This window comes from Acidithrix sp. C25, from assembly GCF_904848545.2.
In genome coordinates, this window is sequence record NZ_CAJHCI020000001.1 from 1,072,861 (window position 1) to 1,091,768 (window position 18,908).

Below are 18,908 nucleotides of genomic sequence, written 5' to 3' on the forward strand. Positions count from 1 at the left end.
TGCTAGAGGTCAGTAAAACACTCTATCGACTGCAAAAGAACCTTATCTATAGTTACCCAGCGCAGTTCTTCTGCTAATACACCTACCCAGCCAGTGCAACACTTCGTATGGAGTCTGCTGGCTGGTTGAGGTTGAGATTCGCTACTGAACCTAAGAAGGTAGCATCACCGAAGGAGAAGACTCCACCATCTGATGCAACTAGCCAGTAGCCTTTTCCATCTGGGGTTGAGGTGATCCCTACTATTGGTTTGTTGAGGGTCATGTTGCCGGTTGAACCGTAGAAGATAGCGTCACCGAAGGAGAAGACTCCTCCATCTGATGCGACTAGCCAGTAGCCCTTTCCATCTGGGGTTGAGGTGATCCCTACTATTGGTTTGTTGAGGGTCATGTTGCCAGTTGAACCGTAGAAGATAGCGTCACCAAATGAGAAGACTCCTCCATCTGATGCAACTAGCCAGTAGCCTTTGCCATCTGGAGTTGCTGTGATTCCTACTATTGGTTTGTTTAGAGTCATGTTGCCGGTTGAACCGTAGAAGGTAGCGTCTCCGAAGGAGAAGACTCCTCCATCAGATGCGACTAGCCAGTAGCCCTTTCCATCTGGGGTTGAGGTGATCCCTACTATTGGTTTGTTGAGGGTCATGTTGCCAGTTGAACCGTAGAAGGTAGCACCACCAAATGAGAAGACTCCTCCATCTGATGCAACTAGCCAGTAGCCTTTGCCATCTGGGGTTGAGGTGATTCCTACTATTGGCTTGTTGAGATGTGTATTAGCTAGAGAGCCATAGAAGTTTGCACTTCCATAGGTAAATACTCCACCGTCATTTGCAGCTATGTAGTATCCGGGGTTTGCTAGTACAGATGGGCTTTGGATAGGTGTTGCCGTGGTTGTTGAAACCTCATTTGAGGCTTTTGAGTTACCAGTTCCGTTTTTAGCTACTACGTCGAAGTAGTAAGTCGCAGATGGGTTGAGTCCTGTTACGGTACAGGTTGTCGTTGTAGTAGTTGTACAAACTGGAGATGTTGACTCTTTAGCAGGTGCTGTTCCTTCAAAGACTTGGTAGCTAGTAATTGCTGTTCCGCCATCACTAGATGGAGCTTCCCACGAAATCGTGATCGATGACGTTCCATTAGCGGTCGCATTTGGAATTAGTGGTTGACTCGGATAGTTGTTGGCAATCGTACTCACCTCACTAGATGGTACGGAATTCCCATAGGTAGCGCTATTTGCAACTACATAGAAGTAGTAGGTTGCACCTAGGGTACTTGGCGTAAAAGTACAAGATGTAGTTCTTGAATCTGCACACTTAATTGCGAATTTTAATTCATTGCCTGAAGTAGAACCTACATAAACCGAGTAGCTATCGGGGCTTTTGCCAAGTGCATTTGTAGATGGTGACCAAGAGAGATCTATCTTGTTTCCCGTTGGGATAGCTGTAAGGTTTTGTGGCTGAAATAGCGCAAGGGTTTGATCTTGATAGGAGCCAATTGAACAGTATGAAGCAGATGTCGTTCCATCTGTGACAATACGAGGGTTACCTACTTGATCTGTAGATGGGATGTTGATTCCAGGTTGACCCGTGACAAGGACAACGCTATTACCACCTGTACAGAGGAGGGAGGTCGATGGGATCACATCAAAGGCTGGAGATAGTGGTGCTATTGGGATTACTTGGGTGCTACCAACGGTGATAAGAGTTGGGAGGGTGATTGTGGTACTACTAAGTGAATGTTTTGATGAAGTTAGGCCACACGTTCCATCACTATCTAGGTTGTAGCCGGCATCGGTGATGGTGCCACCATTCACAGTACAGTTACCACCGGAGTTTTGATCGGCGATTATAGAGGCTGCGAGGGTAAGGGTACCGCCGCCGTTGTAGATGCCGCCGCCGTTGCCGTAGATGGCTGTGTTGCCGGAGATGGTGTCGTTGGTGGCGGTTAGAGTACCGCGGTTGTTGAAGATGCCGGCGCCTTGGCCGGCTGTGTTGCCTGAGATGGTGTCGTTGGTGGCGGTCAGGTTGCTGCTGTTGAAGATACCACCGCCGCTGGTGGCTGTGTTGCCTGAGATGGTGTCGTTGGTGGCGGTGAGGGTGGCGGTGAGGTTGCTGTTGTTGAAGATGCCGCCGCCGTCGCCGTTGGTGGCTTTGTTGCCTGATATGGTGTCGTTGGTGGCGGTGAGGGTGCCGGAGATGTTGAAGATACCACCGCCGTTGGGGGCTGCGTTGCCGGAGATGGTGTCGTTGGTGGCGGTGAGGGTGCCGGAGTTGTAGATGCCGCCGCCGTTGCCGGAGATGGCTGTGTTGCCGGAGATGGTGTCGTTGGTGGCGGTGAGGGTGCCGGAGTTGTAGATGCCGCCGCCGAAGTCGCCGGATGAGTTGCCTGAGATGGTGTCGTTGGTGGCGGTGAGGGTGGCGGTGAGGTTGCTGTTGTTGAAGATGCCGCCGCCGTCGCCGTTGGTGGCTTTGTTGCCTGATATGGTGTCGTTGGTGGCGGTCAGGTTGCTGTTGTTGAAGATACCGCCGCCGGCGCCGTTGCCGGCTGTGTTGCCTGAGATGGTGTCGTTGGTGGCGGTGAGGGTGCCGGAGTTGTTGATGCCGCCGCCGCCGCCGTAGATGGCTGTGTTGTTCGAGATGGTGTCGTTGGTGGCGGTGAGGTTGCTGTTGTTGAAGATGCCGCCGCCGTCGCCGTTGGTGGCTTTGTTGCCTGATATGGTGTCGTTGGTGGCGGTCAGGTTGCTGTTGTTGAAGATACCGCCGCCGGCGCCGTTGCCGGCTGTGTTGCCTGAGATGGTGTCGTTGGTGGCGGTGAGGGTGCCGGAGTTGTTGATGCCGCCGCCGCCGCCGTAGATGGCTGTGTTGTTCGAGATGGTGTCGTTGGTGGCGGTGAGGGTCCCGGAGTTGAAGATGCCGCCGCCTAAGCCGGCTGTGTTGCCGTACTGAATCGTCATTGCTGTGATGGTGGCTGTGATTCCTGAGCTTACTGTAAAGACTGATCCAGAGACCATGTTCGATGTTGAAGTTCCACCAACGAAGGTAGATGATGCACCTTGGCCAGTGATTGTTAGGTCTTTGTTGACAATCACTGTCTCTTGGAAGGGGCTAGTTGCAGTTGATGATCCAACGTTGATGGTGTCACCGCTTGATGCATTTGAGACTGCCTGACCAATAGTTTTACACGTGTTGCTATGAGTACCGCAAGTACTCGAATCTGTGCCACTTTGAGCGACGTAGAGGATTGGGGTTGCATTTGGGGTTGCAGTTACTTCATTTGAAGCAGCTGATGTATTTGAAGATGAATCTACTGCTTTGATGGTGAAGTAATAGGATTGCTTCGCTGTTAGTCCGGTTACTTGATAGCTAGTTGTGGCTTGCGATAACGGCGTCGTATTTACAGCCGTAGCTGACTCTCCGTTCGTTGAGGTACCTTCATAGACGTTGTATCCAGTGACAGTGGAACTTGCAGAACTACTCCAATTGAGGGTTACGGAAGTTGAGTTGTCTACAACTGGGGTTAACTGAACTGGTGCTTGAGGAGGATTAGTAGTAGTAGTAGGAGTAGCTGAAGCTGGCGTTATCCCTCCCGTAAAGAGTGGCAATATGCCAAGGCTAAGGATCGTAGCTGTGAGGATTGTAGTTAGTTTTACCAATCGATCTCTCATGGCAGATGAGATTCTTTTTCGGACAGAAAGCTGCGACACCTTGTAATGCTCCGTTTGTCTATATGTAACCCACAACCACTACACCCAAAGAGAAACAGGCTCTCTTTGGGTGTAGTGATCAAGTTGATAATTACGTGAAGAAAATTATTATTGCGACCAAAAAAATATATCAAACGTAAATTGACAGATAAGAGGTTTGGGGGAGAAATAGCAACAATTAGTTCAGATATACAGCGCTCAACCCAAAGTTAGCAGAATCCCAACGATGGGAAATGGTCGTTTAGCTCCACTTTCTAAAATTAGCGGAATTCGCATTCATTTCGAATCTCCACCATAGGTCATGGAATATGCCGATTCCTCGAAATGACCCTAACCTATAGTCGACGTTGTTACTTTCATTTTGATTATGACATAAGCGACGCATTCAGGAATTGCAAGCCTGAGACAGCGAATAATCGGAGGAAGGAGCATCTTCAAAAAAACCGGACAATCACTTAAAACTAAATTCAGGTGGGTTTTTTCTAACTAATGGCATCTACGGGGGCAAGTACGTCGCATCGATGACATCGGAGCGCATTAAATATCAGCCACCGCCGAGGAAAATCAACCACGGCGACCATGAAGTAAACCGAAATATCTTCAATAAGTTGAGATCTACATGATATCAAAAATGCAGATCGTACGACCTATAAAGGGTTAAACAGGGATAACTCTTCAAATCAATGCACTTGCCGCAAAACGCCACTCAAGCCGGCCCGAAAGAGAGTGGGCTGGGAAAAACCGCGGCTAGCGAAGTCATTAGAGACCACAGCCTCTAAAGCTTCAAAGTCACCGCCGACTACTATGCAAGATCCACCGAATCCGCCACCGACCATCCTTGCGCCTTCAGCGCCTGCCCTAAGCACACTTTCGACGATGAGATCGGTCTCGGCGCAGGAGACTTGAAATTGATCACGGAGCGATTCATGCGATTCAACTAGATAACTTGCACCGGTCTTCCCATCGTCAAAAGCCCTTGCCACACTTCGAACCCTTTCATTTTCAGATATAACGTGCATCGCACGCCTCCGTAGATCCAAATCCTCAAGGGATTGTGCCTCTTCGAGGGTCGCCTCTGAGATAAAGCGATGGTTCAGGGTTTTGGCAGCTAACTCACACTCGAGCCGCCGCTTGCCGTAACCCCCTGCACTTATTGAGTGGTGGACGTTCGAATCAACGACGATCAAGTCACTAAAGGGCATCTCACAGCTATGGTACTTCATGGTTGCAAAGTCAATTAGCGTAGCGCGATTAGGAGTTGCATACCCGATGGCAAAGTGATCGAGATAGCCAACGTTGGCTCCCGAATAGCTACTCTCGGCTCGATGGGCTAACTCGACAACTCTATCTCGAGGCAGATCGAGGCCATTGTGAAGGCTCAACCCGAAGATAACAGCTAGTAAGAGAGCAGCACTTGAAGATAGCCCCGATCCAAGAGGTAGATCAGACGATATAGCGATATCAGCACCCCGTAGGGCAAAACCCTCGTCTAGGAGGACCTTAACCGCACCTAGGAGATACCTCGACCAACCTTCGAAGGAGTCCATGCGAACTACATCGTCGAGGCCAACTTCTACCAGCGTTGATTGACTCTGAGATATCGCTCGAATCTTTGAACCTTGCGAACTCTTTGTGATCACCATAGATATACCGCGATCAATCGCGACGGGCAGTGCGAGGCCACCGTTATAGTCAGTGTGCTCTCCGATGTAATTGATCCGCCCTGGTGCTTCTACTACAATTTCGGGGCTGGATGAAAAGCTACTCCGCGCAAAGTCAATCGCATTAGCAGGATCAATCATTCACGGTGCTCCATCGCTCTCGGAGCAGAGTCGCCGCGCTCTCAGGGGCAACGTCTGAGATGAAAGCCCCTCCGGCAGACTCTGATCCTGCCAGAAACTTCAACTTATCCGCACTTCTGTGTGGTGGCGTGAACTCGACGTGCAGATGCGAAAAGTCGTTCCACCGCATATCACCGTCGGTCGGACTTTGATGGAACCCCATGATATAAGGTAGAGAGAATCCAAAGAGTAGATCGTAGTTCTTAGCTACACGCAGGAGTGCATCGGCAAAATCTTTCCGCACCTCATCTGACAAGGTCGCCAAGTTAGGTTCATGGTGTTTGGGGGCAACGTGGACTTCATAGGGGTACCTAGCCCAGAAAGGAACCCAAGCTACCACGAAGTTGTTTTGAAACACGATGCGGCTCCCATCGTGCAATTCACCTTGTATTGCATCGCACTCTACGCACCGATGGTTCTTTTCGAAGTAATCCTCCGCCGTCGTCAACTCTTTTAGCGGAACAGGAGGGATAAACGGGTAGCCATAGATCTGTCCATGTGGGTGAGATAAGGTGGTGCCAACCTCTTCGCCTTTATTCTCGAAGGGCATGACATAAGCTATATCATCCTCGGAACCAAGCACCTTCCAACGGTCAACCCATACGTCAACCAACATTCGAACCCTCGCTGACGTCAAATCAGAGAAGGTCAAATGGTGATCGTCTGAGTAGACGACAACTTCGCACCTACCATTGGCCGGAGCAACCGGATGAAATTGCGTAGACGATACACCTGGCTCCGGAGCCGTCGGTGAAAAGGCTGGGAAGCGATTATCAAAAGTTACAATCTCGAACGTCTCGCGATCGATCTCAGTCTTTCGCGCGCCACTCTTGGTAGGACACAAAGGACAAAAGTCGGCCTTTGGCTTGTAAGTTCGGTCTTGACGGTGGGTCGCAAATGTCACCCACTCATTTCTGGTAGGGTCAAAACGACGTTCAGTCACCGCTCTTACCAACCTCTAATCTCGTGTAAAACGTCATTCGCCTTCCATCAATTTTGAATGAGGTCTCACGCTTGATCAAAGATTCAATCCCACCCATTTCGATAACTTCCGTGGGTGGGGTCGCAGCTTTGCTACCTTCAGCTTGCTTTTCTGGCATTACTAAACTCCCGCTCATAGCCCAACTACCAACAACTTTTCGCTCTACTTGACCTAAATGGGGCAGCAATTCAATACTTAACTCGACAACTCCATACGTTCACCCTCGACCATCGCCACCGTAAGGTCCCCTACAGAGTCCGCAAGGGAGATCCGTGCCTCGTCTGAAATACCATCGTCAGTAATCAAAACGTCTGCGACAGATATGGGCGCAATCCTTGCCATTCCAATCTTTCTCCATTTAGTGTGATCAGCCAGGACAACGACTCGTCGAGCGTAGCGCAAAAGCGTCCTATTAGTCTGCGCCTCGGCAAGGTTAGGAGTAGTCAAACCTGCCTCTGGATCCATGCCGTGAACACCCAAAAACAGAACATCAACATAAAGTGACTCAATTGCGACGTCGGCGACTAGCCCAACGAGAGCACCCGATGGGGTAGGTACTCCGCCGGTCATTATCAACGGAAGCATTGGGAACTTGTCGTGCAACTCGACCCCAAGGCTGAGACTGTTGGTAACTACAGTCACATTTGGAACTGTCGGAAGCAACTTCGCAAGAGCCCAGGTCGTTGAACCCGCCGACACCGCAACTGAATTTCCCGGGGCGACGTACTTAATCGCCTCCCGTGCGATAGCCGCCTTTTCGGTGGCCATCTGCAATACTTTGACCTCAAAACCCGGCTCTTCGGCACTCTTATCCGATACCACGGCTCCACCGTGTACCTTCACAAGGAGACCAGACTCCTGCATGAGGTCCAAGTCTCTACGCACGGTCATCTCAGAGACACTGAAAAGGTCCGCGAGTTCTACGACACGAACCGAACCGCGATTACGCAGTTCTTCAAAGATTCGACTGCGCCTTTGACTAGGTATCATCAAACACACCTGCCAGAACTGCACGTAGAACCAAAACCATCTCAACCCCTACCTAGACGTCCTCTAGAACGAGGACATCGTACGGCTTCAAGCTAACACCTTCAGCGAGTTCCATTCCCGAAAGAAGATCCCTACATCTACGATTTAACGAAAATTCAACATGGCCGCCGTGGTTTATGACAAATGTGAATTCTCCGCGCTGAACGACCTCAACATTTTCGTTCGTAACGCCATCTCCGCCTTCGCCGAGCAACCTTTGAACCACTAGATCCAAGAAGTCGTCCTCAACCTCTGTCGATAAGTACAGCGCCCTACCGTTGCCAAATTGATTCTCAAAGAGAACACCACTCGTAGGGTCCCCAGGGATACTCTCGACATCTCCAAGCTGGACAGCTTTTGCTAACACACTCGCAGTAGTAGCTCTAACAATCTCACTCCAAATCGTTCCCCGCCGAACGACGGGGTTATTCGCGAAGGTAAATTCAAAACTTTCCCCTGGACGAAGGGGAGAAAACTCTTCCACAACAACACCAAATACATCTCTCAGGTAACCTGGATAGCCACCTAGAACGATGTGGTCGTTTTCGTCAACGATGCCCGAGAAATACGTTCCCAAGACAGAGCCTCCACCCTCGACGTAGCGCGCTATCCGTTCAGCAAAGTCATGAGAGCAAAGATACAAATTCGGAGCAACTATTGCTTTGTAACTGGAAAGGTCATCGCTAGGAGATACAAAGTCACAAGTTACACCTAAGCGTTGAAGAGATCCGTAGAACTTACGAATGGCCAGGAGGTAAAGTACGTGATCTGTTGGGTGACTATCGAGTTCAATTGCCCACCAATTGTTCCAATCGAATACAATCGCCACCTCAGCATTTACTTTGGCACGAACGACCGAAGAAAGTTTGGTGAGGTCTTCGCCGAGTTGGGTAACTTCTCTATAGATACGGCTATCTGGACCAGTGTGAGGCAACATCGCACTGTGGAACTTTTCTGCTCCCGCCTTTGCGGCTCGCCACTGAAAGAACATCACGCCATTTGCACCTCGTGCTACAGCTGACATACTCAACGCCCGCATCTGGCCAGGCTTCTTCACGCCATTTATTCCGCGCCAATTCACAGCACTTGGAGCCTGCTCCATCAAAATCCAAGGCTCACCCTCTGCTACGGATCGAGTTAGATCGTAACCCGCAGCGCAATCAACATGAACTTCTCCCGCGTGAGGATCGGGGTAGCTATCGAAAGAGACGAAGTCTCCCACGCCCCTCCACGCAAATTGATCAACTCCCTTGAAAAAGCCCATGTAGTTCGTAGTTATCGGCTTAGAAGAACGACGTCGAATGATCTCTGATTCCATCTCGTAGAGTTCTCTGATTGAGTCAGAAGCAAAACGGTAGTAGTCAAGCTGTTGCGTTGGATTCGCAAATGTCGGTGCTATTCGCGGAGGATTTACCTCGTCAAAGTTACCGTACAGTTGGCTCCAGAAGGCACTTCCCCAAGCGTGATTTAGTAGATCAATACTTCCGTAACGCTTCAAAAGCCAGGAGCGAAACTTTGCCTCGCAATTTTCGCAATAACACCTTGAGACGTGACAACCGTACTCATTACTAACATGCCACATCTTCAAACCCGGAAAGTCGCTATAGCGATCGACTAGACGTTCAACAAGTGACGAAGCTGCCGACCGAAAGCTCTGCGAATTGGGACAATACGACTGCCTAGCTCCAAAACTCAATCGCCGACCTTCATGGTCTACGGGTAGGACCGTGGGGTCTTTTTTGATCAACCACGCAGGGGGAGACGCGGTCGCCGTTGCTAAGTCAACGTAGACCCCACGGTCGTAGAGGAGCTGAAGTACTTCATCTAGCCAAGCAAAGTCAAAGCGGCCCTCTTCAGGCTCCAAGCGGGACCAAGAGAAGATACCCACCGAAACGAGGTTTACTCTTGCTCGCGCCATGAGTTCAACATCCTCAAGCCAGGTCTCTCGATCCCACTGCTCAGGGTTATAGTCTCCTCCAAAAAAGATTCCGTCATTCACCAAAGGATCTTTGACCCTACTCTTACTGCTCTCCATATCGATTATGCCTTTACGCTTCCTGAAGTTAGACCTGTCTGCCAAAAGCGTTGCAGTGATAGAAACGCAATGATCAGCGGAATCACCGATATCAGGGCGCCTATAACTACGTAAGCGATTAGCTGAGGAGCTTGCCCGTATTGGTTATCCCACGAATAGAGCCCAAGTGTCACCGGATATAGATTTTGGTTTGAGAGCATCACTAATGGCAAGAAGAAGTTATTCCAGATGGCCACAAATTGGAATAGGAAGATCGTTACCAGCGCGGGTGACATAATCTTGAGACCAATTGACCTAAAGATCTTAAATTCGCTCGCCCCGTCTATGCGTCCAGCATCTATCAATTCATCTGGGATAGATGCACCTGCATATACACGAGAGAGAAAAACGCCAAAGGGAGAGACGAACGCAGGAAGAAGCACAGACCAGTAGGTATCAGTCAAGTGCACCTTTGCCATCAACAGATATAGAGGAAGTGCCAACGCCGTGCCAGGTACTAGGACGCCTCCGAGTATCACCGAGAAGACCGCCTCTTTGCCGACGAAGTTATACTTCGATAGCGCATATCCAGCCATTGAAGCGATCAAGGTCGCGACTGTCGCACCGACGCCTGCATACAGCACTGTATTTAAAATCCAACGAACAAAGATTCCGTTGCTGTAGCTAAAGAGGCCCGAAAGATTCGAAAAAAATTGGAAGTGGCTAAACCAAAACCCCTGCGAGCCATAGAGGGTCGCCGGCCCCTTGGTAGACGATATGATTAACCAGTAGACAGGGACCAAAAAGTAGGTAGCCATCACGAAGAGGAAAGCCATAGAAATGATTGAGGTACGAGAGGTAAGCCTCTCTGCTCCGGTCGGGCCCTTCTTTCTAGTGGGCTTTTCGACGTCTAATATTGTCATAGCTCAACCTCACTAAATGCCCGCCTTTGAACGAGCTTCAGAAATCCAAACGAAAGAATAAAGGTGCCAAGTGCCAATATCACAGCTACAGCAGCAGCGGTATTGGGATCATTTTCCACAAATGCCTTGGTATAGGCGAGAAGATTAGGAGTAAATGATGACGAGATATTCGTCGTTACTGCGCGCAGCACTTGCGGCTCTGAGAAGAGCTGGAGGGTTCCAATGATCGAAAATACCGCTGTCAGAACTATCGAGGAAAAGATCAGGGGAAGTTTGATCCTAAGCGAAACCATTATCTCACTAGCACCATCGATCCGTGCCGCCTCGAAGAGACTTGGAGGAATTGCCTGCAGGCCGGCGTAGATAATCAACATGTTGTAGCCGGTGTACTCCCAGGTGATAATGTTTGCAATCGACCATAGGACACTGTGAATCCCCAAGAAGTTTTTCGTTCCAAAGCCTGCGCTTTTGAGGACCGAAACGATTGGACTAAGGCCGGGCAGATAGAGGAACGACCATAAGATCGCAGCGATTACACCTGGAACACCATATGGAAGGAAGAATGCGAGTCGAAAAAAGCGCTTGAGGCGAACCGTCGCTGAATCTAGAAGAAGTGCAAGCAGGGTTGCCAGCACAAGCATAATCGGCACTTGAACGATCCCAAAAAGGATAACTCTTCCAAGGCCTGAAAAAAAGCTGTGGTCATGAAGGACCGAAGAAAAGTTACTGAGTCCGACAAACTTCGTAACCGTGGAATTTGGACCTAGCCCCAATCCAGATACTTGACTGTGGTAAAGGCTTTGGTAGATCGCGTAACCGATCGGCAATAAGAAAAAGATCGCGAAAAGAACCATAAACGGCGTGAGGAACATCAAAGGTGCAACCTTGTTTCCCCTAGACCGCTTCATACGTTCCTTTCCCGCAACAGCCTTTCCTTGCTTTAAGTTCGCGGGTTCGCCTGCCCTTCCAGGAAGGTCTATTGTTGTCACTTGTATGCTCCCCCTCTAGCATTGAACGTGGCATGAAAAGCTCTCTGTCAAGGTTCAACCTTCCATGGGAGCTCAGGTAGCGGGTGGGGCCACCAGAGCTCCCGAAGGTCAACGCTCTAAGAGCCTGAGATCGTGGCGCCTATCCAGCCGCTACTGTAAATCCCTGCTGTTTCATAGTTGAAATCGTAGAGCTTTGCGTAGTGTTGACGGCATCTGCTAAGGTTCCAGACCCTGTGGTCGCCTTGGCAAAAGCGTCATTTAGCTGTGTAAAGGTCGTCGACATCACAGGACCCCAGAGGAAGCTTGTGTTGACTGCCTTCGAACCCTGAGAAAAGACCTGCCAGATGTTTTGACCACCGTAGAAGGCTACCGGCGTATTTGCCGCCGGCAATTTCTGGCCTGCGAGCGATGCAGGATAAAGACCACCAGTAGTAATCATGTTATTGATACTTCCGGAATTAGTATTCAGCCACTCTGCAAATTGAGCTGCTTGAGCTGGATACTTTGTATCTTTGAATACTGCGGTAGTAGAGCCACCCCAGTTACCGTCCACTGTCGTCGTTCCCCAGTTTGGCATCGGTGCAACTCGCCAATCGCCTGAAGTGGTTGCGGCATTAGTGGCAATTGTATTTTCGCCCCAGACCGCTGTTGGCCAAGTCAAAATCGTTCCGTCTGAAAGATCCTTATACCATCCGGTAGAAAAGTCAGGTTCGACCTTAACTAATCCCTGAGCGATCATGGTCTGCCAAAGATTCGCTACCTGCTGCGTCGCGGGATCAGCCATGTTGACCACCCATGAATTGCCTTGGGTATTGAACCACTTGGCTCCTGCCTGCCACGCGAGTGCAGAGAACCAAGCTGAGTCAGATGCCGGAAACGCCGCGATGTAGGCATTTGGATTTTGCTGATGAATCTTTTGTGCGTCAGTTAGATATTCGGCCCACGTCGTAGGTACAGTTAAGCCGTACTTGGTAAATAGATCTGCCCTGTAGAACAAGCCCATAGGACCGGTATCTTGAGGGATAGCGTAAACTCCACTACCTTGTGAAACTTGGTTCCACGTCCAAGGCACAAATTGGCTCTTAATGGAATTCGCTCCATATTGAGCCAAGTTCACGAGTCCACCCACATGCTCAAAGTTCGGAAGAATTGGATATTCAACCTGACCAAGGTCGGGTGCGTTACCGGCTTGCAAAGCGGAGAACATCTTCGCATATGTGCCAGCGGCGCCCGAAGTCACCTCGTCGAGCTTGACTTGAATGTTCGGATGTGAGCTATTCCACATGTTTACAGACGTCTGCAGACCGGGCACCCATGACCAGAAGGTCAAGTGCACTACACCAGCAGATGTAGTTGGTGCAGAGGTACTGCTACTTGATGCGGTTGAGCCGCAAGCGGCTGCCAATGTAGCCACTGACAAGCCTAAAGCTATGCCCTTACTACTGCGTTTGAAGAATCGTGAGATTGAGCCTTGATAGCCCATCTTGATTTCCCCCCTTTTACTTATCGCGATGCTAACCCCAGCATCGCAGCCCATTTAGAGCGTTGCCCCATTCGAAGTTAACACGTTGGAAAACAATTTGCAACGCAGAAGCAACAAATTTGTTACTTTTTCTAACATTTTCCCACATTTGCTCGAGGCTCCGCAACGTCTCATTGCCTCGCCAGCTGATCGCTGTATCTAGAAACACCACTACAAACGAGTATTTATGGGGAAATCGTCGGAAATGGATGCTCAATACTTCAATCACCCAGCTGAAAAATTTTTGGAAATGTCCATAATTCTCACAAAAAGTATCAAAGAGTAACATTTACTGATAGATTGAATTCAATTTCGCGCACACGAGGATCCACCTATGCCATCTGAGACGAAACCGGCCAACTTTCTTCTACCGATCGATTCCAATTCGGCCCAAGTCTTTGAATTAGGTTGGCAGTCCTGGAGCCCTTCGGCAAGCTACTCCACACTTTCAACTTCACCTAGGCCAAAACGAGAGATCTGGGAGACTATGGCCTTTCGCCCCGGATTTGTCGATCCTAGCGGGCCGGGAAGGTTCGTCTCAGACGGATGGCTTATTGTCGATCCAGGTGACGGTACGCCAATCCTTTCATTTGAAGGAGTTGACCTTCCGCGCTTGGTACCACACATCACCGCAACAGTAATAGAAGATAGTTCGGGCATTCCGCATGGTAACTTCACTGCACTTGGGCGTGAAATGAATACCATAGCCACCTCCTCAGCGCTTTTAGTGGAATCTACAAGTGCAATCGAAGTACGCGCTTGGCCAGCATTAACCTCAATTCCAAGTGTTTTAGATGCACTGTCACGCGACTACGCGCTGCGCCTTCAGGTTAACTTCAAATCCGCAATTGAGCCTGCTTGGTGTTCATGGTACTGCTATTGGACGAATGTGACGGCGGCAGATATCACCTCCGAGGCCGAAAAAATTGCCGCTCTCAAATTAAATGTAGATACCATTCAGATCGATGACGGATGGCAGATCGATCTCGGAACTTGGAGGCCCTCTAGCCGATTTGGGGACCTCGACGCCACGATAAAGACCGTAAAAGATATTGGGTACAACGTTGGAATCTGGGTAGCCCCATTTCTCATTGGGGAAAAATCTCAATCCGTGATTGACAATCCGTCCTTCATTGCACCAAACCAAAGTGCTGGCTACAACTGGCAACAAAGGCTCTTAGTTACCGATCTCAAAAACTCGAATGTGAGAAGCTCAATCTTCGATACGTTCAAGTACTTAGCCGATAAGGGGATTACCTACTTCAAACTCGACTACCTCTACGCTGGCTTAATTTCAGACGACCCAACAACAGAGCCTTATCGCGAAGTTCTCAGCGGAATCCGCGAAATCATTGGCAGTGAAGCGACACTAGTCGGCTGCGGAGCACCGATTCTTCCATCGGTCGGCCTATTCGACGCTATGAGGATTTCGCCCGACATCGCTCCGCATTGGAATCCCCCTCTTCAGGACGTTAGCCAGCCTGGAAGTCGGGCAGCGGTACTGAACGCTCGAAGCAGGGCTCCGCTCCATGGAAACCTATGGATCAACGACCACGACTGTGCGCTCACAAGGCCTTCAATCATGGCGCGGGAACTAATCGCTTCTGCAATGGAAGCAAATGGTGGCCTTAGAACCTTCTCTGATCCGATAGACACCCTCGACGAGTGGGCACTCTCTAGGTTGAAAGACCTACTTCAGACGTCGAGCCCTCGCAATACGGCTACGGCGACGACATTAGACATCTCAAACGCGGCCTACAACAGTTCAACTTCGACGATTGCCGATCACGAGAAGAACGTTTGACATCCCTAAGATGCAAATGAAATGCCCGCTAAATGACGAGGCGGGCATAACCTTCGTCGAAATAGAAGGTAATCGATGCGATTGAGTCAAAGAGGGAGTTCAAATTGACCACGAACAGAGAGACGTTCCACCCAACTGGAATTCAGTACCATCTCAAAAAGGGTGAAACCTCCGCGATAATTTCTTCCGTCGGGGCAACTCTTCGGTCATTTACATTCCAGAATGAAAGCTATGTAGAAGAGACTCCGATCGACGAGATGGTCTCAAAGGCCAGAGGTCAGATGCTCATTCCATGGGCAAATAGAGTCGCTGACGGCAGATACGACCACCAAGGAGTCTCGTATCAGTTACCGATCAATGAGATAGCGTTGAATAATTCAATTCACGGCCTTGTGCGATGGCAGGAGTTCGATCTTATCTCTCACAGTGTTGACACTCTCGCACTTCGCTATCTCCTAGTACCAAGTCCCGGATGGCCCTTCATTCTTGAGACGACGATCACCTTCGAGCTCAAAGATGCATTGCTACTTATATCGATAAACTTCGAAAATCGGGGAACCAACTCAGCTCCCCTTGTATTTGGATCGCACCCTTACTTAAAAATTCCAAATAGACCGGTTCAGGAGTGCTCTTTGTATATTCCAGCCAATCAACTATGGCTGGTGGACGAGAGAAAGAATCCAGTTGAGAAGGTATCGGTCGACGATTCCGCTTCACTCAAAGCACTCGTTGGACCCTCCGCCGACATCGTCGATCTCGACTTTAGATCTCCGCGAAGGATTGGGGAGACCTACCTTGACTATGCATTTACAGATCTCATCAACTCCAGCGGCCAGGCGCGGCAATCCACACCAGATCACGCAATGTTGGATTCATTCGATCGAGCCTACATAACTGATGGCACTCGCAAGTGCGGCATCTTTTACGATCAAAACTTCGACCATGTTCAGGCTTACTTTGACTCTTCAAACCCCTCAAATGCTTCGATTGCCCTTGAGCCTATGACCGGTCCACCTAACGCATTCAACCTCGAGCCTGATAGCCATTTGCTTGAACCATTTGAGACAAAAGATCTTCAATGGGGGATATTCATCGAATGACCAGCGACGACCTATCGAAACTTAGCCAAGAAATTGAGTTGCAGCTCTGACGTCGCCGTAACTCAAAATTACAAATTGGACCCAAATGGACACGAATCCATCTGAATTGAGTATCACAGGAAGTAGTTGTCCGTCCACACGCGAGACCAACACAAGAATGCCAGGAGGTAAAAATGGAGATCCTAATTACCGGCGGCGCCGGATATATCGGAAGCGTCATGACCGAGTACCTTGTCTCACAGGGCCACGACGTCGACGTTCTCGATAATCTTTCTCGTGGATATCGAGACGCCGTAGCCGTCAATGCGAACTTCATCGAAGGCGATATTTCCGACGCCCTCAACATATTCGATGAGGGGAAAAAATTCGATGGAATAATTCACCTCGCTGCACATTCGCGTGTCGAAGAGTCGGTTCAAAACCCAGCACTCTACTGGAAAAATAACGTAATCGGAACACAACGCCTCTTAGAGTTTGCTCGAATAAGGGAGATCCCACGTTTCGTCTTTGCCTCAACGGCGGCGGTATATGGGGTGTCAGCTGCTTCACCTATCACGGAAGATACTCCGCCATCACCGGCCAACACATATGGAATGACAAAGTTAACGATGGATATGGCGATTGAATCTTACGCCAAGGCGTACGGAATCACCGGTACCAGCCTTCGGTTCTTTAATGTCTCAGGCACCTTTAGAGGTCGAAGCGAACGACACCTCCCGGAGACTCACCTTATTCCGGTGGCGACAGCGCGAATCCAACGAAACGAAGCAGTTACCATCTTTGGCTCCGATTATCCCACCCGAGATGGAACTTGCGTAAGGGACTACATCCACGTTGTCGATCTAGCACGTGCCGCCGAGTTAGCGCTAGGGCGCTCAACGGATGGTTCGTACAAAGTATTTAATCTAGGAAATGGAAACGGTTACTCGAATTTAGAAGTGGTAAAGACTATTGGTGATCTACTGGGGGTAGCTCCACAGATTGAATTTGCCGACCGGAGGAGCGGTGACGCACCCGAGCTAGTCGCAAGTTCACTGCGGATCACAGAGGAGCTCGGTTGGACTCCTTCGATACCGGCCTTAATCGAAATCGTCAAAAGTTCACTCGAAGCATAGGATCGTCCACCTGAAGATTTCTACCTTCAATTTCAACGAATTGACACAATCGAACTTCAAGTGTGATCCAAGGCCGAAATTTGGCCCTGCGCTCGTCATACCCTGCTGGGCTCAACGATAAACCTTCCGTACTTCTAGAGCCATCAAAGAGTCGTTTTGATCTTCGGTAGCTACCTGCCCTTTTGACGACGAAACGAAATGCGCTATTTCATTACCAAATACGGATCTAGCCTCAAAATGATACGATTAGGGGAGAAATTAGCCCGAGGGGTCGTTGGCGTACGCCGCGACACGGCATATCTCCAATATTAAAAATTTTCAAGAAGGGGAAGATGATGATAACAAGAGACGCCATCTACGTCGATGGATCGTGGATTAAATCCACCTCAACATCGACTATCGAAGTAGTAAATTCCACGACCGAAGAGGTCATGGCGACGGTACCCGAAGGTACCGCCGAAGACGTCGCGACCGCTGTTCAGGCAGCCAAACGAGCATTCAATACGTGGTCAAAGGTGTCAGTTGAGGAGAGGTCTAAGTACTGCACCAGAATTGCTGAAGGACTTCAGGCTCGCCTCGACGAAATATCTACGATCGTCTCTCAAGAGGTCGGAATGGTCAAGAATCTAAGTTCTTTGATCCAAGTTGGCCTACCAATCAATTCTTTCAACACTGCTGCCGCGATCGCGTCAGATTTTGAATTCGAGGAGCGCTCGGGAAATTCAATCATCGTACGTGAGCCGATCGGTGTCGTCGGTTGTATCACGCCTTGGAACTATCCACTTCACCAAATTGCGGCCAAGGTTGCCTACGCGATCGCTGCTGGTTGCACTGTCGTGTTGAAGCCATCCGAAGTAGCACCCTTGAACGCCTTTCTTCTCGCGGAGATAATCGATGAAGTTGGACTGCCAGCTGGCGTCTTTAATCTCGTATGCGGGGTTGGACCAGTCGTTGGCGAGGCAATCGCCAAACACCCTGACGTTGACATGGTCTCTTTCACAGGCTCCACACGCGCGGGACGACGCATAGCCGAAATCTGCGGCTCGCGAATTGCAAAAGTCGCCCTCGAACTAGGCGGGAAGAGCGCAAATATTATTCTGGAGGACGCAGATCTCGATCGAGCTGTCGCAGATGGAGTGTCAAAGGCATTTCTAAACTCTGGGCAGACTTGCTCGGCGCTAACAAGAATGCTTGTTCATCGCAGCAAACTTACAGAGGCAGAGCAGATCGCCGCAAATGCAGCTGAAAAGATGACCGTTGGCGATCCATTTGCTAGGAGCTCGCGCCTTGGTCCCCTAGTATCACAGGCACAATGGGATAGGGTTCAGCGCTACATCTCAATCGGAATCGAGGAGGGCGCTACCTTGGTAACAGGCGGTTCTGGAAAACCCGAAGGGCTCGAAACTGGCTACTTCGTCAAACCAACGATCTTTTCGAATGTCACCTCAGATATGACCATCGCCAAGGAGGAGATCTTCGGCCCGGTTCTTGTGATCATGCCATTTGACTCCGAAGAAGAGGCTATTTCGATTGCAAACGACTCTGACTACGGTTTGGCGGGAGGAGTGTGGGCCTCGACTCAAGATCGAGCCAGGTCCATTGCGCGCGAGATTCGAACTGGTCAAGTGGAGATAAATGGAGGAGCTTTCAACCCCAACGCCCCCTTTGGCGGATATAAAAAATCTGGAATCGGTCGCGAGTTCGGCCACCATGGCTTTGAAGAGTTTCTCTTGGTCAAAGCTATACAAGAGTAGCCAACAAATACCTAAGCACATTTAATTTCAATTAATCGCGCCAAACAGACCGAGGCAGGTTCAAATTACCATTCCGCCTGCCTCGGACACTTTGGGTCGACTCACTTGCATCAGAAGGTTCAAATTATGCCAAGTCCACGC

13 protein-coding genes are annotated in these 18,908 nt (G+C 49.8%); 4 read left to right on the forward strand and 9 right to left on the reverse strand.

The annotated features are described in order from the left end of the window. Positions 1-82 precede the first annotated feature (82 nt). The 9 genes from ACIDITHRIX25_RS91210 to ACIDITHRIX25_RS91250 form a co-directional block, all read right to left on the reverse strand. Positions 83-3,694: a beta strand repeat-containing protein gene (locus tag ACIDITHRIX25_RS91210; RefSeq protein WP_201732704.1), complete on the reverse strand. Its 3,612-nt coding sequence runs from the start codon at positions 3,692-3,694 to the stop codon at positions 83-85. A gap of 680 nt (positions 3,695-4,374) precedes the next feature. Beyond that, the gene (locus ACIDITHRIX25_RS91215; RefSeq protein WP_201732705.1) at positions 4,375-5,496 is read right to left on the reverse strand and encodes a galactokinase; all 1,122 of its coding nucleotides are present in this window, start codon (positions 5,494-5,496) and stop codon (positions 4,375-4,377) included. Next, positions 5,489-6,478, reverse strand: coding sequence for a galactose-1-phosphate uridylyltransferase (galT, locus tag ACIDITHRIX25_RS91220; protein ID WP_201732706.1), 990 nt, complete (start codon positions 6,476-6,478; stop codon positions 5,489-5,491). The genes ACIDITHRIX25_RS91215 and galT overlap by 8 nt, the downstream gene beginning before the upstream one ends. Continuing rightward, positions 6,471-6,635, reverse strand: coding sequence for a hypothetical protein (locus ACIDITHRIX25_RS91225; protein WP_201732707.1), 165 nt, complete (start codon positions 6,633-6,635; stop codon positions 6,471-6,473). Before ACIDITHRIX25_RS91225 ends, galT begins: the two co-directional genes overlap by 8 nt. 77 nt (positions 6,636-6,712) lie before the next feature. Then, on the reverse strand, positions 6,713-7,507 hold the full coding sequence (locus ACIDITHRIX25_RS91230) for a DeoR/GlpR family DNA-binding transcription regulator (protein WP_201732708.1): 795 nt from the start codon (positions 7,505-7,507) through the stop codon (positions 6,713-6,715). 52 nt (positions 7,508-7,559) lie between these two features. Further along, complete coding sequence (locus tag ACIDITHRIX25_RS91235) at positions 7,560-9,581, reverse strand: beta-galactosidase (protein ID WP_201732709.1); 2,022 nt, start codon at positions 9,579-9,581, stop codon at positions 7,560-7,562. 5 nt (positions 9,582-9,586) lie between these two features. Beyond that, on the reverse strand, positions 9,587-10,483 hold the full coding sequence (locus tag ACIDITHRIX25_RS91240; protein WP_201732710.1) for a carbohydrate ABC transporter permease: 897 nt from the start codon (positions 10,481-10,483) through the stop codon (positions 9,587-9,589). After that, positions 10,480-11,472, reverse strand: coding sequence for a carbohydrate ABC transporter permease (locus ACIDITHRIX25_RS91245; RefSeq protein WP_201732711.1), 993 nt, complete (start codon positions 11,470-11,472; stop codon positions 10,480-10,482). The genes ACIDITHRIX25_RS91240 and ACIDITHRIX25_RS91245 overlap by 4 nt, the downstream gene beginning before the upstream one ends. Before the next feature lie 139 nt (positions 11,473-11,611). Further along, a complete protein-coding gene (locus tag ACIDITHRIX25_RS91250; protein WP_201732712.1) occupies positions 11,612-12,886 on the reverse strand; it encodes an ABC transporter substrate-binding protein in 1,275 nt (424 codons plus the stop codon). A 442-nt stretch (positions 12,887-13,328) separates the two neighbouring features. Here ACIDITHRIX25_RS91250 and ACIDITHRIX25_RS91255 point away from each other — a divergent pair, with 442 nt between their 5' ends. The 4 genes from ACIDITHRIX25_RS91255 (at position 13,329) to ACIDITHRIX25_RS91270 (ending at position 18,767) form a co-directional block, all read left to right on the forward strand. Further along, positions 13,329-14,798, forward strand: a complete 1,470-nt coding sequence (locus tag ACIDITHRIX25_RS91255) for a glycoside hydrolase family 36 protein (protein ID WP_201732713.1) — start codon at positions 13,329-13,331, stop codon at positions 14,796-14,798. Positions 14,799-14,902: 104 nt separating this feature from the next. Further along, complete coding sequence (locus tag ACIDITHRIX25_RS91260; protein ID WP_201732714.1) at positions 14,903-15,898, forward strand: aldose epimerase family protein; 996 nt, start codon at positions 14,903-14,905, stop codon at positions 15,896-15,898. Positions 15,899-16,071: 173 nt separating this feature from the next. Beyond that, complete coding sequence (galE, locus tag ACIDITHRIX25_RS91265) at positions 16,072-17,013, forward strand: UDP-glucose 4-epimerase GalE (RefSeq protein WP_201732715.1); 942 nt, start codon at positions 16,072-16,074, stop codon at positions 17,011-17,013. 335 nt (positions 17,014-17,348) lie between these two features. Then, on the forward strand, positions 17,349-18,767 hold the full coding sequence (locus ACIDITHRIX25_RS91270) for an aldehyde dehydrogenase family protein (protein ID WP_201732961.1): 1,419 nt from the start codon (positions 17,349-17,351) through the stop codon (positions 18,765-18,767). Positions 18,768-18,908: the final 141 nt, after the last annotated feature.